The sequence below is a fragment of the Shewanella sp. 8A genome (assembly GCF_023475945.1).
Taxonomy (GTDB): Bacteria; Pseudomonadota; Gammaproteobacteria; order Enterobacterales; family Shewanellaceae; genus Shewanella; species Shewanella xiamenensis.
The window spans coordinates 35,626-57,748 of record NZ_JAMDJP010000028.1 but is presented as its reverse complement, the minus strand read 5'-3'; the positions used below and the strand labels follow the sequence as shown (position 1 = coordinate 57,748).

At 45.9% G+C, this 22,123-nt stretch carries 21 protein-coding genes; 7 read left to right on the top strand and 14 right to left on the bottom strand.

Annotated elements, in window-relative coordinates; translation table 11 throughout:
- Positions 1-481 precede the first annotated feature (481 nt).
- Positions 482-1,033 (bottom strand): D-glycero-beta-D-manno-heptose 1,7-bisphosphate 7-phosphatase, encoded by a 552-nt coding sequence (gmhB, locus tag M0413_RS17940; RefSeq protein ID WP_249555119.1) that lies wholly within the window; start codon positions 1,031-1,033, stop codon positions 482-484.
- A gap of 316 nt (positions 1,034-1,349) precedes the next feature.
- On the opposite strand from gmhB, the gene M0413_RS17935 reads away from it, so the two are divergent.
- Together M0413_RS17935 and M0413_RS17930 are read left to right on the top strand one after the other, a co-directional pair.
- On the top strand, positions 1,350-2,021 hold the full coding sequence (locus tag M0413_RS17935) for a GntR family transcriptional regulator (RefSeq protein ID WP_037419935.1): 672 nt from the start codon (positions 1,350-1,352) through the stop codon (positions 2,019-2,021).
- Between the two features lie 92 nt (positions 2,022-2,113).
- Positions 2,114-3,178: a ketoacyl-ACP synthase III gene (locus M0413_RS17930; protein WP_037419932.1), complete on the top strand. Its 1,065-nt coding sequence runs from the start codon at positions 2,114-2,116 to the stop codon at positions 3,176-3,178.
- 34 nt (positions 3,179-3,212) lie between these two features.
- Here the strand turns inward: M0413_RS17930 and M0413_RS17925 are convergent, their stop codons facing one another.
- The 10 genes from M0413_RS17925 to M0413_RS17880 form a co-directional block, all read right to left on the bottom strand.
- Complete coding sequence (locus M0413_RS17925; protein WP_037419929.1) at positions 3,213-3,812, bottom strand: lecithin retinol acyltransferase family protein; 600 nt, start codon at positions 3,810-3,812, stop codon at positions 3,213-3,215.
- A gap of 211 nt (positions 3,813-4,023) precedes the next feature.
- The gene (locus tag M0413_RS17920; protein WP_037419926.1) at positions 4,024-4,701 is read right to left on the bottom strand and encodes an exonuclease domain-containing protein; all 678 of its coding nucleotides are present in this window, start codon (positions 4,699-4,701) and stop codon (positions 4,024-4,026) included.
- A complete protein-coding gene (locus tag M0413_RS17915) occupies positions 4,701-6,563 on the bottom strand; it encodes a DUF294 nucleotidyltransferase-like domain-containing protein (RefSeq protein WP_037419923.1) in 1,863 nt (620 codons plus the stop codon). The genes M0413_RS17920 and M0413_RS17915 overlap by 1 nt, the downstream gene beginning before the upstream one ends.
- A 150-nt stretch (positions 6,564-6,713) precedes the next feature.
- The gene (locus M0413_RS17910; protein ID WP_037419920.1) at positions 6,714-8,450 is read right to left on the bottom strand and encodes a sodium:solute symporter family protein; all 1,737 of its coding nucleotides are present in this window, start codon (positions 8,448-8,450) and stop codon (positions 6,714-6,716) included.
- An 11-nt stretch (positions 8,451-8,461) separates the two neighbouring features.
- On the bottom strand, positions 8,462-8,728 hold the full coding sequence (locus M0413_RS17905; RefSeq protein WP_011622295.1) for a DUF4212 domain-containing protein: 267 nt from the start codon (positions 8,726-8,728) through the stop codon (positions 8,462-8,464).
- A gap of 430 nt (positions 8,729-9,158) precedes the next feature.
- The gene (locus M0413_RS17900; protein WP_047535254.1) at positions 9,159-9,782 is read right to left on the bottom strand and encodes a thiol:disulfide interchange protein DsbA/DsbL; all 624 of its coding nucleotides are present in this window, start codon (positions 9,780-9,782) and stop codon (positions 9,159-9,161) included.
- A gap of 405 nt (positions 9,783-10,187) precedes the next feature.
- Positions 10,188-11,039, bottom strand: a complete 852-nt coding sequence (locus tag M0413_RS17895; RefSeq protein WP_144375843.1) for an NAD(P)-binding domain-containing protein — start codon at positions 11,037-11,039, stop codon at positions 10,188-10,190.
- A 68-nt stretch (positions 11,040-11,107) separates the two neighbouring features.
- Positions 11,108-12,313 carry an HD-GYP domain-containing protein gene (locus tag M0413_RS17890; RefSeq protein WP_249555118.1) on the bottom strand — a complete coding sequence of 402 codons (1,206 nt, stop codon included), beginning with the start codon at positions 12,311-12,313 and terminating at the stop codon, positions 11,108-11,110.
- Positions 12,314-12,532: 219 nt separating this feature from the next.
- Positions 12,533-13,006: a DUF2919 domain-containing protein gene (locus M0413_RS17885; RefSeq protein WP_037426787.1), complete on the bottom strand. Its 474-nt coding sequence runs from the start codon at positions 13,004-13,006 to the stop codon at positions 12,533-12,535.
- 245 nt (positions 13,007-13,251) lie between these two features.
- Positions 13,252-13,872: a LysE/ArgO family amino acid transporter gene (locus M0413_RS17880; RefSeq protein ID WP_037419906.1), complete on the bottom strand. Its 621-nt coding sequence runs from the start codon at positions 13,870-13,872 to the stop codon at positions 13,252-13,254.
- Between the two features lie 112 nt (positions 13,873-13,984).
- Between M0413_RS17880 and M0413_RS17875 the strand changes: the two genes are divergently transcribed.
- On the top strand, positions 13,985-14,902 hold the full coding sequence (locus M0413_RS17875) for a LysR family transcriptional regulator ArgP (RefSeq protein ID WP_037426785.1): 918 nt from the start codon (positions 13,985-13,987) through the stop codon (positions 14,900-14,902).
- Between the two features lie 111 nt (positions 14,903-15,013).
- On the opposite strand, the gene M0413_RS17870 is transcribed toward M0413_RS17875, so the two are convergent.
- A complete protein-coding gene (locus M0413_RS17870; protein ID WP_144375842.1) occupies positions 15,014-16,114 on the bottom strand; it encodes an AI-2E family transporter in 1,101 nt (366 codons plus the stop codon).
- A gap of 198 nt (positions 16,115-16,312) precedes the next feature.
- Positions 16,313-16,546, bottom strand: a complete 234-nt coding sequence (locus M0413_RS17865) for a sulfurtransferase TusA family protein (protein WP_037419895.1) — start codon at positions 16,544-16,546, stop codon at positions 16,313-16,315.
- Between the two features lie 112 nt (positions 16,547-16,658).
- Between M0413_RS17865 and bepA the strand changes: the two genes are divergently transcribed.
- From bepA to M0413_RS17845, 4 genes are all read left to right on the top strand, one after another.
- Positions 16,659-18,128 (top strand): beta-barrel assembly-enhancing protease, encoded by a 1,470-nt coding sequence (gene bepA / locus M0413_RS17860; RefSeq protein WP_086904487.1) that lies wholly within the window; start codon positions 16,659-16,661, stop codon positions 18,126-18,128.
- Positions 18,129-18,240: 112 nt separating this feature from the next.
- A complete protein-coding gene (gene arsC / locus M0413_RS17855) occupies positions 18,241-18,591 on the top strand; it encodes an arsenate reductase (glutaredoxin) (RefSeq protein WP_037419889.1) in 351 nt (116 codons plus the stop codon).
- 51 nt (positions 18,592-18,642) lie between these two features.
- Positions 18,643-19,023, top strand: a complete 381-nt coding sequence (locus M0413_RS17850; RefSeq protein ID WP_144375841.1) for a DUF2069 domain-containing protein — start codon at positions 18,643-18,645, stop codon at positions 19,021-19,023.
- Positions 19,024-19,302: 279 nt separating this feature from the next.
- On the top strand, positions 19,303-21,255 hold the full coding sequence (locus tag M0413_RS17845) for a hypothetical protein (RefSeq protein WP_249555120.1): 1,953 nt from the start codon (positions 19,303-19,305) through the stop codon (positions 21,253-21,255).
- 112 nt (positions 21,256-21,367) lie between these two features.
- On the opposite strand, the gene hda is transcribed toward M0413_RS17845, so the two are convergent.
- Positions 21,368-22,078, bottom strand: coding sequence for a DnaA inactivator Hda (hda, locus tag M0413_RS17840; RefSeq protein ID WP_037419883.1), 711 nt, complete (start codon positions 22,076-22,078; stop codon positions 21,368-21,370).
- Positions 22,079-22,123: the final 45 nt, after the last annotated feature.

Sequence of the window (22,123 nt, the reverse complement as noted above, 5' to 3'; positions counted from 1 at the left end):
GTATGTACATATTGCTATGAACACTCATTCATTGATTTAATTCTTTGATTACTCGCCAAACGGCAGAGTAATTTCGATTAACTCAACACCTGTGAGTGTCCACACAGATTTGCTTGATAAATTGTTAAAGAGCATGGTTATTTACCTTAAGCATTTAGCGCTTTTGGCTTTCACCGTTGACCCCGCTGGGCCAGTGGATGCGCATTATAGGGATATCAGATTTTACCGCAACCCCTTTAGGCAAAATAATTAGAAAAAGCGACGTGAATGCGCATTTTTTAAACCAAACCTAGGTTTTAGCGCCTATTTCGCTGTAATTTCCATCACTTTGGCTATCTTTATCGCCTGATAACGCCGTTAGCATCGGTCACTAAGCAAAACGATAAAGCCAATACCGCACTTTTTTGTTGTTAAGCTCGCGCTTCAAGTTCAATCTCACGGTTCAAATAGATTGATGCACGCTTTAAGTTGCAAGAATAGGCTACTTCTTTAAAAAAACCGGTACATCGGCAATGCTATCGAGCACCACAGACGCCTCGCTATCATCCGCAATCGCTTTACCAGTGCGAACAAGAATACGCGTTGGTACACCCGCAGCTTTTGCGGCAAGCATATCGTCGGCTTTATCTCCTACCATCACAGATTGGGACAAATCAATTTTCAAAAATTTTGCCGCGTCGAGTAACATTCCTGGTTTGGGTTTGCGACAGTCGCAATCGACTTTATATTCACCAATCCCTTTTTCGTTATGGTGCGGGCAATAATAGATACCATCGAGGTCGACACCTTTATCGGCAAAGTTCCAATCCATCCATTCGGTGAGACTGTGGAATTGGTCTTCGGTATACATGCCACGGGCAATTCCCGACTGATTAGTGACCACCACCAATTTGTATCCCATTTGCTTTAATGCAAGGCACGCCTCAAATACGCCTTCAATATATTCAAAGTCATCTACCTGATGCACATAACCATGATCTTTGTTGATCACACCATCACGGTCCAAAAAAACAGCTCGATTGACTGCACTCACAGTACTACTCCACTCACAAAAAACAGCGCTTAATGCGTAATTTTACTATTATTCCATCCATTGCAAGAAATTGCACCGCGAAGTTGACGGATACCACTTGGCAATTTGAGCTTGATTCATATTCTGACAATTCATTTGCGATAGTAACGCCTATAAATGGTCGATTAACACATCTTTAAGGGCGAATTCGTCCGCGAATAATTGTTTTTGCCATCTAGTCGATACGCAGCTCAATCGAGCTTTCCCTTTATTTGTGCTGTTTTTAACGGTAATCTTGCACGGATAACAATAAAACACCTAAAAATAGACGGTCATAATGAGTCGAACTACGCCTATAGTCCATAAAACCCGCACCCAGTTAGTTGTAGAGGTGCTCAGAGAGAAAATACTTTCTGGTGATATAGCCGCAGGAGAACCACTCAGACAAAGCGCACTAGCCGAAGCATTGAATGTTAGCCGCATTCCGGTAAGAGAAGCCTTGCTGCAACTTGAAGCTGAAGGGCTGGTAAAATTCGAACCCCATAAAGGGGCAACGGCGACTGAATTATCCGTTGAACAAGTGACCGAGCTGTTTGAGTTGCGCGCCATGATCGAGACGGATCTGCTCGCCAAAGCCATTCCACGACTTCAAGAAGAAGATTTAATAAGAGCTGAACGCGTATTAGAACAATTGGAATCAGCCTTTAAACATGAAGATGCAGTCGCCAGTTGGAGCGAGCTAAATACACAGTTTCATACCTGTTTATACCAAGCCGCCAATCGCCCACATACGCTAGAGGTCGTGCATGGCCTCAATACCAACTGCGATAGATATATTCGTTTGCAATTACTGCTCGCAGGAGGCATTCCCGCAGCAGAGCACGAGCACCGCGAACTGCTCAATTATTGTAAGCAAAGAGAAACAGAGAAAGCCACGGCGTTACTGCGACATCATATTTTGCATGCCGCAATGACAATTCGGGATCTGGTCGCCAAACAGGTGGTATAGATCACGGACTGTCATTCGTTATACCGATAAGCTTTGTTGTCGATTTGAGGCAGCACTAAAGGTTCTGCCTTTTTTATTTGAGAGAAAACACCATGCAGTACGCCACAATCACTGGCTGGGGAAAATGTGTTCCACCCGCCACTTTGACTAACGATGATCTTGCCACTTTTATCGAAACGTCCGATGAATGGATTAAATCACGCACAGGGATCAGTCAACGTCATATCAGCCATGTGAACACCTCGGAATTAGCCTCAGTTGCCGCCAAGCGTGCGCTTGCAGCGGCTGGGATTGAGGGCAGCGAAATTGATATGATCATTTTAGCCAGCGCTAGCCCAGATACTTTGATCCCCAATATAGCCTCAACAGTGCAGGCCAATATTGGTGCAAGCTGCGCAGCCTTTGATATCAACGCCGCCTGCAGTGGTTTTTTGTACGGCTTAGGTTTAGCTAGCTCACAGATCAAGAGTGGTCAATGCAAGAAAGTCCTCGTTGTGGGCGCCGAACGCTTATCTTTCTACCTCGATTGGTCTCGCCGTGAAACCGCCGTATTGTTTGGTGATGGCGCAGGCGCAGTTGTCGTGGAAGCGACCGATATCCCTGGTGGCGTATTAGGCTATGAGCTGAATAACGATCCCGATGGTCGGGACATCCTCAAAGCGGGTTTCGGTACCGCGATGGATCGATTCTCCGCCGAATCATTAGACTTTTACATCCAATTTGATGGCCAAGAAATTTTTAAACGCGCCATTAATGGTATGAATAAGTTAAGCACTCAAGTGCTGGAAAAATGCGGCGTCGATAAGGATGAAGTTGATTTAGTGATCCCACATCAAGCGAACGAGCGCATTATTGATACCCTCGTTAGCCGCATGAAGATCCCTAAAGAAAAAGCCTTTGTGAATATTGCTAACTATGGCAATACATCGGCGGCAACGATTCCAATCGCGATTTGTGATGCACTCGAAAAAGGGTTAATTAAACCTAACCAAACCATTCTTTCTTGCGCCTTTGGTGCGGGATTAACCTCTGCTGCATTGCTATTGCAATGGGGTGAACGTGTCACGCCAGTGCAAATCAGTGATGCCCAATTACCGCCTTGCGATCAAAGTGGAATCGAGTTGGTAAAACGCGCTGTAGACTATTTCTGTAAGTAAGTTTATGCATATAAAGGCCATCATTGGATGGCCTTTATATATCTGTAAGCGCTGATGCAAAATGCATTTCATCCCAGTAAATCCCCTGCGCAAAATAAGCTGCGAGTTTTTGATTTAGCTCATTAAAGCTTTTAATCGCTCGTTCTTCACCGCACAAACATGACCACACAAATCGGTGGCAATTATTGTCAAACAGGTCATATTCACGGTACTGATAAATCGCCCGCTCGGCCCGATTAACAATGGTATTGGCGATAAGCGGTTGATGTTGATGATTACAGGCAATAAAAATTTGGCTACCTGTACGACCCGCTAAAAATCGCTTTACCGATACGGCTCGAACAAGCCCTGAGCCATGTAACTCCACAATGCAATCATCAGCTAACCAAATCCCAGTATGCTCAATCACCCCAAACACATAACAACAAACGATACTCCCAGGTTGTGGCGTGACTTGCTTAAAACCCTTTTGCCATTGGCTCGGCGCAGTAATCATCGCCTGCTTTGTGCTTACTTGGCGAGGAACGCTGCCTAATAGTCGGTTGCGTTCAAGCTGTTGTCGCTTTTCGCGTTCATCGGCGAGCATCAATGCGCCCATCGCTGCACCGCCAATCCATAGTAACGGTAGTGGCATGATCTTCTCCTATTCGCTTAACACTCTATACAACGCAGTAATACTCGCGTGCACCACTTGCTCAACACAACTTGGCAATAGCAACCAATCACCGTATAAGCTAAGCAATCGCAAATGCCTCACTCGTAGTGAGTGTAGTCAATGAGCCATTAATCAAATATGAAAAGCCTTCTGTTCCAGAAAAGATTGCGAATGAAGTGGCTTAACGTGATTAGGTCAGTAAATCCCCGACCGAAATATCTGCACCTCCCCCCATGGCCGCCACTTGTGCTAATAATAACTCCGCACAGGCTAATGCATCGGTTAATGCACTATGGGCACCGTAAATCGGTAAGTGATAACGCTCTCGACAGGCTCCAAGCCTTAGACTTCCTTCTTTAAGTACCGAATGCTTACGTAATAACCGCTGTTTCTCAAGTACTAAGGTATCTATAGCGGGGAGTAAAACGGCTTGATGGTAGATAGCCAATATATCTTGTTGTAAAAAACGACAATCCAGTGGGGAGTGATGGGCAACTAATACTCGGCCACGGGTTTGAGCAATAAACCATGCCATAGCCTCCTCAATGCTCACCGCTTGGATTAAATGGTTGTCGAGAATCCCATGAATCGTCGCACTTTGGCCGACACTGCCCTTAATTTGCACTAATTTTTGCTGCGCCTCACCAAGGGGGATCACTCCATTTTCAATGGGGACTAAGCCAATGCTTAAGATTTGATCCTGAAGGGGATCTAACCCTGTCATCTCCAAATCCATCGCCATCAAGGGAGCACGATTGATGGGCAGCGCCATCAGCGGGATTAAGGACTGATAATAATCCTTAAATAATTGATGCTGACAGCGCAGTGCTCGCCATTGCAACTTAGCATTAATCAACCAAGCGCCCATTAAAAGCTCCGCATAAATTTCATCTTCATGCCCGACTGGGCGTCATGAACCACCTTGAAGGCATCCCGTAATTGATGCCGAACTAAAGAAGATAAATGTGCGGGTAACAGATAGTTACTAATCTCAAGTCCCTGCGTATGTTGATAACCTTGGTTTGATAACCGCATATGGGCGATAAACTCATGGGCATCGGCTAAGTTAAGCGCATCCTTACGATTAAGAATATTAGCGTCCATCAGTGCCCTAATGCGTTTGGCGGTATTTACTTCTTTAATGCCCGCAGACAGGGCATATACGCGAGCAATATCATTGATCAAAGCATTACCCTTATGCTTTAAATCAATGCCTTTTACCTCACTGCCATCGCGCTCTAACACAAATTTTCGAAAGAAGCCTAAAGGCGGCGACTCTATTAAGGAATTACCCGTCATCCCCGCGAGGAAAATATCATTGTCTTTGGTTTGTGCTAGCACTTTATCCTGCAGGGCATCAAACAGGGATTGTGGGCCAAAGACTGAACGCATGTCGAAGAAAATACTTGCATGCATCAATGCCTTAGGCTCTGGCGTGACAACCCACTTTTCAAAAACCTGCTGCCATTCTTTGAGCGACATACGCCACTTGGGATTTTGCGCCATGATATTACCAGGGCAAAACGCATAACCACATTGATCAAGCCCTGCACAAACCGCATGGGTTAACGCATCGAAATACCCTTTCGCATAATCATCCATTTCCTCGGCCACCAGCAAGCCGTTATCTTGATCCGAACAGGCGGCTTGGTCTTGCCGCCCCTGCGAGCCAAAGGCTAACCAACAAAACGCCATCGGCGCCTCACCGAGAATTTGCTGATTTAGCACAATCAAGCGCCGGGTTAAGGCATCGGTGACCGAGGTCAGCACGCGACCAATCTCCTCAGCCCGTGCATCAGCACTGATTAAATTTTGCAATAACAAGGGGATTTGTTTACTAACACTAATGAGACTTGCGAGATCACGTTGGCGCTCGATTTCACCAATGAGGAGTAATGGCTGCGAACCTTGACCGCGTAAAATGTCGGTACTGGTCACCATGCCAATGGCTTTCACTTCCTCGCTATTTTGCTCATCAATAATCGGCAGATGGTGAATATTATGTTCACTCATCAATAGCATAGCTTCAAAGATCAAGGCATTCGATGAAATCGAAATCGGTGAAGTCGTCATGGCTTGATGCACGGCAATTCGGCCATCAAGCCCTGCGGCGAGCACTCGATTGCGTAAATCTTTATCGGTTAAAATCCCCACCAGCTTACGATTATCGGTGACGAGTAAAGACGATACCCGCGAGTTACGCATCAAAAGGGCTGCTTGCGTTACACTTGCGTGGGCGTCGATCATAATCGGTGAAGATGACATTAAGGTACTAATACGACTGGTGGTCGTCAGATCTTTAGCCTTAAAACGCGCTTCATGGCGTAACCGTTTGGCAAAAGCACGGGTAAAAAATTTATCAAAGTGCCTACTCTCACTTCGTAGTTGATCGAATAATGCCTGTGGTAAGTGGTAAACCAAACTGTCTTCAAGAATGGCGACCCGATTGACTACCTTCTCCCCTGACAATAGCGTCGAAAAACCAAAAAACTCCCCTTCGGCGACTCGATCCACTAATACTCCTTCGGGATCGCGCACCTCAAAGGCACCGCTGCGGACCAAATACAATTTCGGCGCATCGGCATCAAAGGTCACAAACCCTGAGGCTTTACTGTAATACCCGACGATGACTGACTTAGCACAATGGCGAATGGTTTCATCGGGCAAAGTATCAAAGGGAGCTGTAGACGTTAAAAACTGCACAACGGGTTGTAATTCGCTGGCGTTCATAGCAACACCTTATTTTAGGTGAATTTTATCCCACTATAACGCGCTCGATTGTTAGGCCATATACGACTAAAGTCAGGCTCAAACTCTGCACTGACACCACCAAAAACAAAAGGACGCAAACGCGTCCTTTTCTCTTAATCTAGGTGAAAGTTAGTGGCCGCTGGCCTCACCCGCCCCTTTAGGGAAACGGATAGACTCAACCATTTCCTGCACATGAGCTGGTGCCGCTGCGGTCAGTTTGCAGACAATAGCTGCTACCACAAAGTTCACTAGCATGCCCACCATACCGATACCTTCAGGCGAAATACCAAGAAACCAGTTCGCAGGCACGTTTGCAGTAGGATCAACAAACTTGAAGTAGATGATATAACCAGCGGTGAAGAATAAGCCAAGCACCATACCTGAAATAGCACCTTCTTTATTCATGGTCTTAGAGAAGATCCCCATGATGATTGCAGGAAACAGAGATGACGCAGCCAAACCGAAGGCGAATGCCACCACCGCCGCCACGAATCCTGGAGGGTTAACCCCGAAGTAACCCGCAATAACAATACCAATACCAGCAGCAAGTCGAGCGTACATTAACTCTTTCTTGTCAGAAATATTTGGCATCAGGTTTTTCTTCATTAAATCGTGTGACACTGATGTAGAGATAACCAACAACAAACCCGCAGAGGTAGATAGCGCCGCAGCGAGACCACCCGCAGCTACCAGCGCAATCACCCAAGCTGGCAGATTCGCGATTTCTGGCGTTGCTAATACGATAATGTCGTTGTCGATTTTCATTTCGTTAGGGCTAGCAGCATCTTCCATTTTGCCTTTGGCATAGTAGATTTTGCCATCACCATTTTTGTCATCCCATTTGATCAGGCCGGTTTTTTCCCAGTTTTTGATCCAATCAGGCGCAGTTTCATAGGCAACACCCTTTTGATCTGGGCCGTTAATGGTTTCGATCATATTGACGCGAGAGAATGCCGCTAATGCAGGAACTGTGGTGTACATGATGGCGATAAACACCAACGCCCAACCCGCTGATATACGAGCATCTTTCACTTTCGGTACGGTGAAGAAACGCACAATAACATGGGGTAAGCCCGCTGTACCGACCATCAAAGCACCAGTAATACAGAACACGTCGATCATGCTCTTAGAACCATCGGTGTAAGGGGCAAAGCCTAAATCCACAGAAAGATTATTCAGTTTCTCTAACAGATAAACGCCAGAATTATTCCCCGCAGCATCGAGTAACTCAGCACCAAAACCAATTTGAGGAATGATATGACCCGTCATCATCACAGACAGGAAGATTGCAGGCACCATAAAGGCGAAGATCAGTACGCAATACTGGGCAACCTGAGTATAGGTAATCCCTTTCATACCACCGAGTACCGCATAGAAAAACACTACGGCCATACCAATATATACGCCGGTATCTACCTCTACCTCAAGGAAGCGCGAGAATACCACGCCCACTCCGCGCATTTGGCCAGCAATGTAAGTAAAGCAGATGAAGATGGCGCAAATAACAGCTACCGTGCGCGCCGCTTGGGAGTAATAACGCTCACCCACGAAATCAGGCACGGTAAACTTACCAAATTTACGTAAGTATGGTGCCATACACAGGGCTAATAAAACGTAACCGCCGGTCCACCCCATCAAGTACACACTGCCGTCATAACCGACGAAAGAGACAATACCCGCCAACGAAATGAAAGATGCCGCAGACATCCAGTCGGCGGCGGTTGCCATGCCGTTTACAACGGGATGAACACCACCACCCGCTACATAGAACTCTTTAGTTGAACCTGCGCGAGTCCAGAGCGCAATCCCAATATAGAGGGCAAATGACAGCCCCACAATCAGATAAGTTAATCCTTGTACACCCATCTCAGTGCTCCTTAGTCTTCTTGTACGTTATATTTTTTATCTAAGGCGTTGGCTTTTGCCGCGTAGACAAAAATAAGCGCAACAAAGACATACATCGATCCCTGTTGAGCAAACCAGAAACCTAATTTGAATCCCATAAAATGGATTTCATTGAGTACATCAACCAATAGAATGCCGCAACCAAACGAAACTGCGGCCCAAATAGCTAATAGGCCCAAAACCAGACGTAAATTCTCGTTCCAGTAACCTTTTGCTTTATCATTATTTTCAAACGCCATAGCGACTCCCCTGTGCTGTTTTATTTTTAAGTCTCGTTAAATCTAGCAACAGCTGGAGTGACCACAATCAAGACCTTAGTCTAATTTGCGAAATACCTCACATAGCAAAAAATAAAATATCATTTAAAACCATCATCTTAACAATGATTTTACATTTTGTTGCAAAAGTCGTTTTTTGAGCAACTTAGACCAATGTCGAAGAACTTAAGGCTAGAAAGAGACAAATTAGCGTGATAAGTGGAACAACTAGAAAGTAGTAATAGCCTGTCATATAAACAAAATATCGTATTACTTCGAGTGTAATACGAGAGCTGTCATCTCTACCTACACCACTTAGATTTGTCAGCAGACAGGCAAAAAATAACCCAGCATGGCTGGGTTATGGGAAATCGATAAATTGGCGCCAGCATAGACGCCAGTATCAACGTTATTATTTAGCGGCTAAGTACTTCACTAACTCAGCCAGTTCTTCAGGAGTATGAACCTTAGACGTGACTAAATAACGGCCATTTACCAATAATGATGGCACACCTTTAATCCCGGCCAATTCCGCTTGCGAATCGTAACTCATCAGTGAAAATTTAGCGTCAACAGAATTCATCGCCGCATCCACATCATCAGCTTTAGCACCTTGAGCCACAAAAAAGGCTTTCACTTGCTCAGGGCGGGTAAATTGCTCACCCTTGTCATGAATTTGTTTAAAAATCGCCTCATGGACTTGCTTGGTCATATTGAGCTTTTGCGCGATATAATAAGCCAATTGGCTCAGTTCCCACGCAGGACGACCCGCCCCCACAGGCGTACGTTCAAAGGCTACATCCTTGCCCAAGAGTTTTACCGTGGAAGCGACAAAGGGTTCCTGTTTGTAGCAATGTGGGCAGTTATAGGAAAAAAACTCTCGCAGCACAGGCTTTTGCGCCTCGCTCATTCCTGCGACAGTGACATAATCCTTCCCTTCTTCAAAACTGGCCGCTTGCAGCGCAAAACTGGCGCTTAAGACCAATCCACAGGCCAAAGCAGCCAAAGGTCGAACAAGATTAGTTAGGGTTTTCATATATTCTCTTCTTATTAGGGCGTGTTTACGTTTCATGGTTATTTTTGCAGCAATTAGGCTGGCTTTTATGCAAGGCAAAGTCCGTGCTGTGTAGTTATTCTACATAAACGGACGATAACGCGGCAGAAAAGCCAGCCAAATGCTGCCCGAAGGGTTCGTCTGGCAAGCCCTTGCTCTTTGTCACTCGTCATTTGAGTAGAATAACTACACATCATTCCTCGTTTCGCGAGCACGTGCTTGCCAGAACGAACAAAATCTAATCTCGAAACGTCAACACGCCCTAGTGAATGATTAACACGCATCATTGAATCGTAAGTCGTTTGCAACAGGCACAAGCCATTAAGATACCTCAAAATATGGCCATTGTTCTTAAACATTTGTTAACAATAGGTGGTAAATCCGCCGCTAACAGGCCGCTAGCATCGCAAGTGGGGAGGTAAACTGATACTTAAATCCCAGATCGCGGACGATTTTATCCCCCAGAATCACTTTGCTGGGTTGCAGCTGGGTATTAAATTGCGGTTCAGCCAATCCCAGTGACAGAGCCGCAGCACCGTAAAATTCGCTTCTCGATGGATGCTCTGGCGCGCATAGATTATAGATAGAGGCGATCTTCTCTCCCTTTAGCTTAGTGTCAATAATTAAACTGACTGCCGCGACGCAATCCTGTAAATGCACGAGATTGACTGCAACATTACCACCAGCCACATCGGTTTTGCCTGCAAAAAAACGCCCCGGATGACGCTTTGGTCCAACGAGTCCAGCAAAACGCACCACGCAAGTATTAGATTGGTGAGCAAATAAAGCTTCAGCATCCAGCAACACCTGCGCTGAAGGTGACTCGGCCTGGGCATCGGCTTCGGTCATGGATTTATCAAGAGAGGGATAAACGCCCGTGGTGCTAATAAACACTATGCCTTGATATTGCCAGCCTTGGGTTAAGTCGATGAGTTGTTTCAGTTCGTTAAGATAAGCTGTATTACCATGCTTTAGACGAGGAGGAATATTAACAACAAGAAAGTCTGTCTGAAATAAGTCTTGCAACAGTTGTGCATCAGGAACAATATCAGCCTCATCACCAAGTTGTAGTTTGAATGCCTCAATACCCGCGTGTGTTAACGCAGGAAGATCCTCACACTGGCGCTTAGCCCCAGTCACGCGATAACCAGCTTGAACAAGTTGTTTTGCGAGCGCAAAACCGAACCACCCACAGCCTACAACCGCAACACTCTTTTTCTCCACCACAGTGTGTTCCATTATCTCTGACCTACTTACTGCTAATAATATATTTTGGCCAATAGCATACGGAACTCTGGTAAAGGGATTCAAGCTTGTAAGGAACTAAAATAAAAACTAATCCCCTTATCGACCTGCAATGTTCGCCTTGCGCCCTCAGTTAAATCTTCAACTCGCAAAGACTTTTGCACTGTCACGCCCTCATCACTTAAAAAGCGTAACGAGGCTTCACTACCATCTTCTTTACAGGCCCACACCTGAGGCTGACTCACCTCTTTCGTGGTCATAATGACTTTTGCAACGCTATCATCCGATAGCTTAACTAAGGTCCCTGGTGGATAAATACCTAATATCTTGACTAAGACAGAAATCAACGATTCCGAATGTTTACTGGCTCTATTTTTAAATAAGTAACCGAGGGCAACTTGAGGAGAAGAAGCTTGCTGACCACTCAGTTGCTGATCGTAATCATTTGCTAGACTAACGATTTGAGTGACGATGGGAATTTTATGACCTGTGAGCCCATCAGGGAAACCCGAACCATCAACAAACTCATGGTGATGTAACACGATATTTAGTACTTCTTTAGGGAACAACCCAGAACGATTAAGCATGTCATAGCCAAAATTAGGATGCATCTGTAAGTAATTGGCTTCATGGGGAGTCAGAGCACCACGCTTTCGACGGATCACATCGGGCACTTTTAGCTTGCCAATATCATGGAATAAACTGCCAAGGGCAATATCGCGCAGATCCCTCGCTGGTAAATCCAGTGCATGACCTATCATCATGGCGAGCACCGCCACTGATACCCCATGCTGGGTCACACTCACATCCTTTTCGTCCATCCCGACTAAGGTCAAGAAGGGTTTTTCCACCTCTTGTAAATGACTGAGTAAATCTTCAACTAACGCTGCAGACAGGCGATACGCTCCTTCAGGATCGCTCACTATCTTGCCATACATATTACGGCACTGATTAACACTCTCTAAAAAACGTTTTTGACTTAAACGCATCGATTTACGGGTATCTGCTTTTAAATCTCGCTCTGGTGGCGCGGCGTCAATATCTTCAATTTCAACCTCTTCTTCAGCAGTATCAATCTCATCATTACTGCCAGAAATGAGGTAAACATAGGGAACACCAAGCCCCCGGATCATCTCAATCTGAGCCGCACTATTGATATCAACTCGGTTAAATAAGAATGGGTGATTTGTCCACGACAAAGGCAACTTAACCCGCATACCGGGCTGAAGTTCTGAGAGTAGTAATTTTTTATGAGCTGCTTTTGCCACGCAATATGACTCCTTTCATGCACGCAAGAATGCAATATGACTTCTTGGCGCGTACATTTAAGCTAAGTACATATAACTATAGATGATTCAGCAAAATCAGTAAGCTGTTAGTGAAAAAATGCTTATCAAACTGAGGGATAGAACACATAAATTATGCTAACTTCATCGAATAAGACATAAAAAACAGTAATAACAAAGAGATGTAGACTACTATGTTATTTAAGTTTTTATTTCCTTCGGCCAATCCGTGAGGTAATAACGCAGTCGTTTTGACTGATAGACATAAAGACAGGACCAAAACAACACCAAGGCATCGAGTGCCAAACTCCAATGGAATAAAAACTGTCCGTGAATTAACCGCTGAGACAGTAAAACCGCATCAACTAATAACAATAACCACAGTCCCCATTTGAGATGGACAAACAACGGCCGAATCCATGAGGGCGAGCGGCGCCGCTCCGCGAGTACGACAAAATAAAGCACTACAGCACCAAGACCTGCCGCAAGTGCAAGTAAAAAGTCTGATTTTTCAGGATAAAAGAGCCTTACCAATTCAGCTCTATCACTGGCTTGAGTCAAGGAGGCGATAAAAATACACCAGCCTCGCGCGAGGAATGCCAAAATCACATATAAAAAAATCGGCGGTTTAATATGGCCTTTATCATCAAGCCAAGTGATGTGACTAAAATTCAACGGCAATCCATTTAGTAAAAACTTAAGCAATAAATATTAAATGGTGCCTATTGGCGTAATTTCAATGGGAGGGATAAACAAATCAAGCACACTCAACGGTTAGATCAACATTTCCGCCGTGTGCGCTACCCCATACTCCCTTCGATATGTAGATTTAACCATTTGAACTTAATATGAATAAGGTCGAAGGATTAGCCCCTTCGACCTGAACATGACAACCAGCCATAAAACTTCAAAAAGGCACATTAATTTACCGTCATATATGGCCAAATAATTGCCGCGGCGATGCTCCACATAGTCAACCAAATAAAACGATCTAAGTATCGCCACGCCGCTGGGCGGCTAAATATCGGCGCCAATAAACGCGCACCAAAACTTAGGCTGAAGAACCAAATAAACGAAGCCAGTACCGCACCCGCACCAAACCAAGGACGATGGGCATCTTCGAACTGAGTACTAATGCTCCCCAGCAGCACGACTGTATCTAAATAAAGGTGTGGATTAAGCAGGCTGATCCCAAGCGTGGTCAGCATGGCTTTACGCAAAGTGTCGGCATTTTGCGCATTATCCATCTCCATCCCTTTAGCGGCAAATGAGGCCTTAAGCGCATTGGCTCCGTACCAAAGCAAAAAAGCGGCACCACCAAAACTGGCCACATGTTTGATGGTCGGGAAGGCTTCAATAATATGCCCAAGCCCAGCAACCCCCGCAGTGATCATTAAGGCATCGATGATTGAACAAAGCAGCGCAATCGGCAAAGGATAAGCTCGCTTAATCCCCTGCTTTAGCACAAAGGCATTTTGCGCCCCTACGGCAATGATCAAACTACCACCAATGCCCATACCTTGTATAAACGCCGTTTGCATAACTACCTCTCATGTCTGAAGAAGGCGCTAGCATAGACAAAACAACAAAATTAATATAACTAATGTTTTTTATGTATCATAAGTAAAATTAATAACCTTAAGGACGGCAATCATGTTGGAATACGCCAATCTTAAAGCGCTTGCGGTCGTCGTCTCCGAAGGCGGCTTCGAGCGCGCCGCCAAAGTGTTGCATATCACCCAATCGGCGGTGTCACAGCGCGTTAGGCAATTAGAAGAACGAGTCGGCCAATCCTTACTTATCCGCTCAACGCCCGTGGTGGCGACCCCAACAGGGAAGCGTTTATTGCGCCACTATTCACAGGTGCAACTACTCGAGAGTGAATTGAGAGCCGAGTTAGATGCCGATGACCCAAATCATCCCACGACGGTGCGAATTGCAGTCAATGCCGACAGTTTAGCGACATGGTTTTTGCCTGCATTGGCCGATATGTTCAGCCGACATGCCTGGCTGCTCGAATTGATTGTCGATGATGAGTCCTACACCCATCACCTATTGAAAAACGGTGAGGCCGTCGGTTGCGTGACCACGACAGCCAACCCCATGGCCGGTTGTAGCAGCGAGTTTTTAGGAACCATGGAATATATGTGCGTCGCTACCCCAGCATTTGCGGCGCGTTATTTCGAATGGGCAAAAAATAGCGATAATGTCGGCGCTCAAATAACCCAAGCGCAGCTTGCGAAAGCCCCGGCCGTGGTGTTTTCGACCAAAGATAAAATGCATGAAAAGTATCTCGCCCAGTATTTTCAAATGTTGCCAGGTCAATGGTGGCAACACAGCATTCCCTCATCGGAGAGTTTTTTAGAGGCGATTAACTTAAGTCTGGGTTACGGTTTAGTGGGTCACTTACAGGCAAAACCCTTGATAGACAAAGGCATATTAATTGAGCTCACCCCAGAAAAACGCATTCGGGTGCCCCTCTATTGGCAGCATTGGAATATCAAAGCCAAACAAACCACTTTGGTCTATCGTGCCCTTGCCGCCACCGCACAGCATCTATTACAGCAATAATGAGTGCAGCAAGAGTGAATAAAACAATTGTTAGTACAAATAGTTAGCGGATAAAAAAACTGAGCACTCGTGCCCAGTTTTGAACTATTAGTTTTACCTATTACCAGCGGCTTAGGCTTCTGTCGAATCCGCCTTCACCTGCGCTATCGCTACAGGTTCAATCTCGGTTTTAGGCCAAGCATTGATCACCGCTTTCACTAAGGAAGCTAATGGAATGGCAAAGAACACCCCCCAAACGCCCCATAAACCACCGAAAACTAACACAGCAGCAATAATGATCACCGGATGCAAATCCACCGCATCGGAAAACAGGATAGGTACAAGTACGTTACCATCCAAGGCCTGAATAATGCCGTAACCTAGCATTAAATAACCAAACTCAGAGCTAAAACCCCACTGGAAAAAGGCCACCAGCATAATGGGTAGAGTCACTAAGGTCGCGCCCACATAGGGAATCAACACCGACAACCCGGTCAACACCCCCAGTAAGGCCGAGTATCTCAGCCCCATAAACGCAAAGAAGATGTAGCTCGCCACTCCGACAATCACAATCTCAATCACTTTGCCGCGAATATAGTTAAAGATCTGTTGGTGCATTTCAAACCACACTTTTCGAGCCAACTGACGATTGGTGGGGAAAAAACGCTTACTACCGAGGATCAGTTGATCTTTATCCTTAAGAAAAAAGAACACCAACAATGGCACTAAAATAGCGTACACCATCAGCACCAATAATGACGCAGAGTAACCAATCAGCTGTTTCGCAATGTCGAGCACATGTTGGGTATCAAGTAATTTCTTCAACTCGGAGACCATTAAATCGAGCTGTTCAGTACTTATAAATTTAGGATACTGGGTCGCTAACCCCTGCAAGGTCAGTAGCCCTTTATCTATCATATTCGGTAAATCCGTCATCAGACTTACCCCTTGACGCCACACGCTGGGGATTAGCCCAAAGGTCAGCAGCACCACTATCCCTAAAAACAGCACTAGCACTAAGGAAGCCCCCGTCGTGCGATTAATCCCCAATTTCAGCATTTGCGCCACAGGCCATTCGAGTAAAAAAGCCAACACCAGAGCAACAAGTAGCGGGGCTAACAAACCACCAGCAAAATAAAGTACTAACGCTAAACCCACTAGAATGGCCAATAAGGTGACGGCCTGTGGATCACTAAATCGCTCTTGATACCAACGAGAAAAAAAACTAAACATGCATTCATTCCAATGGGGGTTGGCTTTCCCAACAGGCAGGAAAGTGACTTATGAGTTAACCTTATCGCAGTAGATTAACTGTGTATATGCTTGAAAATCAGTTAACTGCTAACTATGACTGACAAGCCTAGGTTAAGTTGCAGTCAGCTAGCTAACTCGCCATTTTGACTGCGGCATTGAATCATGCTTTGTGTATGATTATCCCTGCGATAAATCAACTTTTGTAATTAATAGGCCTAACTGGCTTGCATCATCGTGTAACGTCACGACCTGATGCCCCTGTTTTTTTAAAAAAGTGGGAACATCTCGGCGGGAACCTGGGTCTGAGAGTAGGATATGTAAGCTGTCACCAGCAGACACAGACTTCAACGCAAGTTTGACCTTAACCAAGGGAACGGGGCAGCGCAATGATGTTAAATCAATAAAAATCATAATGAACTTGCTATGAACGAACTTGGGCTATTATCCTAAGTTGCAATTCAAACTACAAGCTAAGGGCTACCTAAGCCTTAGTTGAGACACTTAAAAGAAATAAAGGATCCACTTGCGTAATTTGACGTTTTTGACCCGATGTAAACCCCTTGCGGCGAGTGTGCTTTCATTAATGTTACTCGGTGGAGCCGCAAAGAGTTTTGCCAACAACGACTTGCCCGATCTGGGTACCGCCGCCGTCAATACCTTCAGCCTAGAAAAAGAAATGGTCTATGGCGATGCCTATATGCGCGTTATTCGCTCATCGGCGCCCATGCTGAACGATCCGGTATTGAGCCAATATTTAACTGAACTGGGCAACAAATTGGTCGCCCACGCCACGGGAGTCAAAACGCCCTTTTATTTCTTCTTGCTGCAAAATGATGAAATCAACGCCTTTGCCTTCTTTGGCGGCCACGTTGCGGTGCACACAGGGCTATTTCTTAATGCTGATAACGAAAGTGAACTGGCCTCAGTATTAGGCCATGAAATCACCCACGTGACCCAGCGTCACTTAGCACGCTCCCTCGAAGCGCAGCAAAAAACCGGACCAGCGACCGTAGCTGGCTTACTCGGCGCCATTTTATTAACGATCGCCGTTCCTCAAGCAGGGATGGCCGCGTTGGCAACCACCCAAGCCATGGCGACACAATCAAAAATCAACTATACCCGCCTGCATGAAAAAGAAGCCGATCGTATCGGCATGCAAATTTTAGTCGATGCGGGATTTGATCCTAATGCCTCCGCCGATTTCTTTGGCAAACTCGCCAGTCGTTACCGTTTTACGACTACGCCACCGCAAATGCTGTTAACCCACCCTTTACCTGAATCACGGATTTCCGAAGCGCGGGATCGTGCCCAGCAATATCCCCACCGTTATGTGCCGGATAATCTGAACTTCCAGCTCGCTAAAGCCCGTATTCAGGTGCGTTTTTCCAGTTATAGCGACGATGCGGTATTGAGCATGTTTGAAAAGCAGCTCAATAAGCAAACCTACAGCTTTAAAGAGGCGGCCCTCTACGGCAAAGCCTTAGCACTGTTTAGATTGAAGAAGTTTGATGAATCCGAAAAAATTGTCGATGATCTATTAAAAATCGATGATAACAACTTGTTTTATCTCGATACTAAGACGGATTTGCTTAACGAACGTAAGGATTATGCCCAGGCAACTAAGTTACTCGAAACTCAGCGGAAGATGAAACCCACTTCGCAGGTGATCAACGCTAACTTAGCCAATATCTATATCGAGGCTGGTGATCCCGCCAAAGCGATTCCGCTGCTCGAAGATATGATTTTCCTCGATAAGCAGAATCAACTGCCCTATCAGTTGCTAAATCTTGCCTACAAGAAACTTGGTAACCAAGGGATGGAGTATTTCTCCAATGCCGAGTTAATGGCACTGGGGGCGAATTATAAAGGCGCAATCGATCAACTGAACTTTGCCTATCGCGCCTCGGAAGGTAATCCATTACAACTGGCGCGAATTGAAGCACGGATCCGCCAATTTAAACAGGCAGATAAAGAAATGGATGCCCTAAAGTAAAATCAGCCATTTTATCTCTACAGCCTATAATCGCGCCCCGAACACCCTGACGGGGCGCTGTTTTTTCTGCTATCATCCGCGCCATTGTTTTAGCCGATTGAGCATGAGTACTATGACCCAAGCAACGATTTACCATAACCCACGTTGTTCAAAGAGCCGCGAAACCTTAGCCCTACTCGAGCAACAAGGCTGCGAAATCACAATAGTGGAATACCTTAAAACCCCTCCAAGCGCCGCTGATATTCGTGGAATTTTAGCCACGCTCAAACTCAGCGCCCGTGAGTTAATGCGCACTAAGGAAGACGAGTATCAAGCACTAGGTCTTGCCAATCCGGCTTTAACCGAAGAACAACTTATCGACGCCATGGTCAAGACGCCAAAATTGATTGAACGCCCAATCGTACTGGCTAATCAACAGGCAGCCGTTGGTCGTCCACCGGAAAATGTACTGAATATTCTCTAAGTTGTTCAGGCTATTTCACCACTGTTCCAAGATGTTTAGATTAGGAAAATCATGACCTCAAGCTCTCTACTGACACTTAGCCGCTTAGGCTACCTTGCCCTTGTTATGCTGCTGGGCGGCTGGTTTATTGGTCAAGGTATAAATGGGGAATATACATTATTATTCAGCCTATTATGGATAGTGCCTTTATTGCTTCCCATCAAAGGTATTTTAAAAGGTAATCCTTACACCTACGCATGGGCGAGCTTTATTTTATGCTTATATATGCTGCACGCCCTCACCTTGTTGTATGTCACGACCGATGCATTGGCCTTTGCCATTATTGAGGTCCTGCTCATTGGCGCGCTGTTAGTCGCGTTCCCGTTTTATGCTCGTATCCGTGGACGTGAACTCGGCCTAGGTCTGAAGAAAAAATCCGATAAGCAAGACTAATATTCCGAATATAATAAAGCGCGGTTGATTTACACCGCGCTTTTTATTGCCCGACAGCCACTCTGCGTCAGTCCATCCGTTTTTAGTCAAAATGATCAATGCCCCGCCTATCTCCAATAATCACTACAAACAATCCATAACATTTAAGCTACCTTTGATCGCTTTTTGTAACTAAAAGAGCGTGCTATAGTCATTTTTTGTGCCAATAAATGACGGTGAATCGTGCCTGTCAAACAACAAAAACAAACAATAACAGCGAATTAATTGGAGTGAGTCATGATGGAAATATGGGGCCCAATTCGTCGATTCAGTATCATAGCCGCAGCAGCAACACTGAGTGCCTGTGGCGGCGGAGGTGATAGCAACAGCGATGGCGGCACAGTTACGCCTCCCACAACCAATGTGCCACGTTGTACCTCAGTCACACCATTAGTGACCACAGATACTGGTGCTATTCGGTTTAAAACGGAATCTCAATATGGTGTAGGACAATCCAGTGCCATTATTGCAAGTCTAAGTAATCGCGATTCGCAGGATCTCACCTTCCGTTGGCAACAACTCGAAGGCCCCAACATTGAACTCGTTAGTCAAAATAGTCCTGTGTTAGCGATGGAGCTCCCGGCCGCGGGCAGCTACCGCTTTCGCTTACAAATCACCAGCACCAATACCAATGTGACGGGTGACATCAGCATTAATGCCGATAACAACACGGGCGGATTACTGAATATTCGTCAAGATCATCAAGCCGTTGAGGGTAACGATGTGAGCTTGCGAATTGGTCAGCAAGCCGGCCTCAGTGCCGCCAATATCAATTGGTGTATCGCCGAAGGCCCCGATGTCAGCCTTGACATAAGCGATCCCTTTAGACCCCTCTTTACCGCACCCACGGTTGCTCAGGATACCTTAACTCGCCTTAGGGCATCGGCCACGATTAACGGTAATGCAGTGACAGATGAAGCCTTTGTATTAACCACAGCAGCGCCCACGATAAGCTCCAGTTACTTTGATACGCCACTTGCACGTACTCATGCTTATCATCCAACCTCACCTTATGCCAGAGCCTTAACGAGCTGTGTGTACTCGAATCAGTTAAAAGAGGCTTGTACAATCAATCAACTGCCACTGATAGGTCAAGTTTCGGATAACCTTGATGTCGATACGATTCTTGATCGGGTGCTAGTGTCCCACGATTGGATGGGGGACAATTTTGCCGCATTTTTACGGCAGATGGATCCTAATAGTGACTTTGCCCGCCTGCTACAATCGGTCACCGCAGTGGTGATTAGTTATGATGTGCGCCCATCTTTCTATTGGGTTGTTACAGGGGCGATTTATCTCGACCCCAACGACCTTTGGCTGACACCTATGCAGCGCGATACCATCAACGAAGCGCCAGATTATCGCAGTAGCTTTGGCAATGAGCTGAATTTCATCATGCCATGGCGTTACGTTAAAAATAATCAATATGCTTCACAGGGCTTCCCAATCACTACGCGTGCCACACGGACTCTGGCCCAAATCAACCCTGACCTCGCCTCACTCTTATACCATGAGCTCGCCCACGCTAATGACTTCTTCCCAAGAAGCGTGCACGCATCACTTACAGGTCCAAGACTATTGGATGACTATAGTCGCCGAAATGCCAGTAAGAGTTTGATTTCAGATCAAGTAAGCCGCAGTTATCCCCTCACGAGTACCGAAATGACTGGGCTTGCTGGAGTGAGCTTCTTGGGCGCGAAAGCCACTGCCACCCAAAAAGCCTACCAACCTTCGGATGTCAGTACGTTTTTCTCCGGTGATATTGCCAATGATTTTTACAATTATTCCAGCACCCGCGAAGACACTGCAATGCTATTTGAAGAAGCGATGATGAGCTATCGCTATCAGATCCTGCGGGATGTAGCAGTGACAAATGCACCCGATGTAATCACCGCGGATACGATTATCGTCAACTGGGGACAAAGAGGCCGCATTGGCGCCGATAATTTGCTAAACCGTGCCGCCTTAGTGATCGATGGTATGTTACCCGAGTTAGATGGTATTACCTTGCTAGCAAGCCTGCCCGAGCCCATCCCGATGACCCAAGGGCAAAGCTGGCGTCAAACATTAGGGATATCGCCCAATGCTGCCATTGTGAAAGGACAACAAAGTAGTACCGCAGCCAGTCGCGATAGCATAGCCGAGCCAGAGCTGCGCTTCAGTGGCGATCGCCATCGCCATCCGCAGCAGTAGTCACTTGATCTAAGCGAGCAGATAGACAAGATTTCAGTATTTCAGCTCATTTGGAGATATAAAAAAGCCCGTCGTAATTATGCGACGGGCTTTTTGCTAATACGGTATCGGCTCAGAGGTGCAGCATTTCTTTTGCAAAAGGAATGGTGAGTTTGCGCTGATGCACTAAAGATGCTTTATCAAGTTTATCTAACACATCAAACAGAGTACGTAGGTCTCTTGCCATTCGGTTGAGCAAAAAACGTCCAACGTCTTCAGGTAATTGCAGCCCACGCATGGCAGCACGGCGTTGCAATGCTGCGAGTTTTTCATCATCAGCCATAGGCTGGAGTTGATAATTGAGTCCCCACTGCATTCTTGAGACTAAATCGGGTAATAAAAACCCTGCATCCGCAGGCGCAGACCGACCACTCACCACCAGCGCGCAATGTTTATTTTCAGCAACACGATTATACAGATCAAAAATCGCCTCTTCCCAAACGGGATGGCCTGCGATGTCGTCCACATCATCAATGCAAATCAAATCAAGTTGTTCCAAACCTTCTAATAGCGCCGTCGAAATACTCGCATGGATCCCAAGTGGCAGATAAAAGCTGCGGCGGTCGAGCTCATTCGCATGGGCACAGGCGGCATGCATTAAGTGAGTACGTCCCGATTTTACGGGTCCCCAAACATAGATAGCCGCTTCACCATGCCCCTCAGCATTAGCGCGCAGCTTTTGAATAAGTTCATCATTACCCGCTGCAGGATAATAACTATTAAAAGTTTCATCGTCTGGCAGATAAACCGGCAATGAAAGTTGTAGCGGTGAGTTTAATGGCACTCGTACGTCTCAATATCAATAAATTATCAACCCCACGCGACTGGG

Coding starts and splice junctions, on each gene's coding strand:
- M0413_RS17935 (WP_037419935.1), top strand. CDS start 1,350: ATGAGTCGAACTACGCCTATAGTCCATAAAACCCGCACCCAGTTAGTT.
- M0413_RS17930 (WP_037419932.1), top strand. CDS start 2,114: ATGCAGTACGCCACAATCACTGGCTGGGGAAAATGTGTTCCACCCGCC.
- M0413_RS17925 (WP_037419929.1), bottom strand. CDS start 3,812: ATGCCACTACCGTTACTATGGATTGGCGGTGCAGCGATGGGCGCATTG.
- M0413_RS17920 (WP_037419926.1), bottom strand. CDS start 4,701: ATGGGCGCTTGGTTGATTAATGCTAAGTTGCAATGGCGAGCACTGCGC.
- M0413_RS17915 (WP_037419923.1), bottom strand. CDS start 6,563: ATGAACGCCAGCGAATTACAACCCGTTGTGCAGTTTTTAACGTCTACA.
- M0413_RS17910 (WP_037419920.1), bottom strand. CDS start 8,450: ATGGGTGTACAAGGATTAACTTATCTGATTGTGGGGCTGTCATTTGCC.
- M0413_RS17905 (WP_011622295.1), bottom strand. CDS start 8,728: ATGGCGTTTGAAAATAATGATAAAGCAAAAGGTTACTGGAACGAGAAT.
- M0413_RS17900 (WP_047535254.1), bottom strand. CDS start 9,782: ATGAAAACCCTAACTAATCTTGTTCGACCTTTGGCTGCTTTGGCCTGT.
- M0413_RS17895 (WP_144375843.1), bottom strand. CDS start 11,039: ATGGAACACACTGTGGTGGAGAAAAAGAGTGTTGCGGTTGTAGGCTGT.
- M0413_RS17880 (WP_037419906.1), bottom strand. CDS start 13,872: ATGCAAACGGCGTTTATACAAGGTATGGGCATTGGTGGTAGTTTGATC.
- M0413_RS17875 (WP_037426785.1), top strand. CDS start 13,985: ATGTTGGAATACGCCAATCTTAAAGCGCTTGCGGTCGTCGTCTCCGAA.
- M0413_RS17870 (WP_144375842.1), bottom strand. CDS start 16,114: ATGTTTAGTTTTTTTTCTCGTTGGTATCAAGAGCGATTTAGTGATCCA.
- M0413_RS17865 (WP_037419895.1), bottom strand. CDS start 16,546: ATGATTTTTATTGATTTAACATCATTGCGCTGCCCCGTTCCCTTGGTT.
- arsC (WP_037419889.1), top strand. CDS start 18,241: ATGACCCAAGCAACGATTTACCATAACCCACGTTGTTCAAAGAGCCGC.
- M0413_RS17850 (WP_144375841.1), top strand. CDS start 18,643: ATGACCTCAAGCTCTCTACTGACACTTAGCCGCTTAGGCTACCTTGCC.
- M0413_RS17845 (WP_249555120.1), top strand. CDS start 19,303: ATGGAAATATGGGGCCCAATTCGTCGATTCAGTATCATAGCCGCAGCA.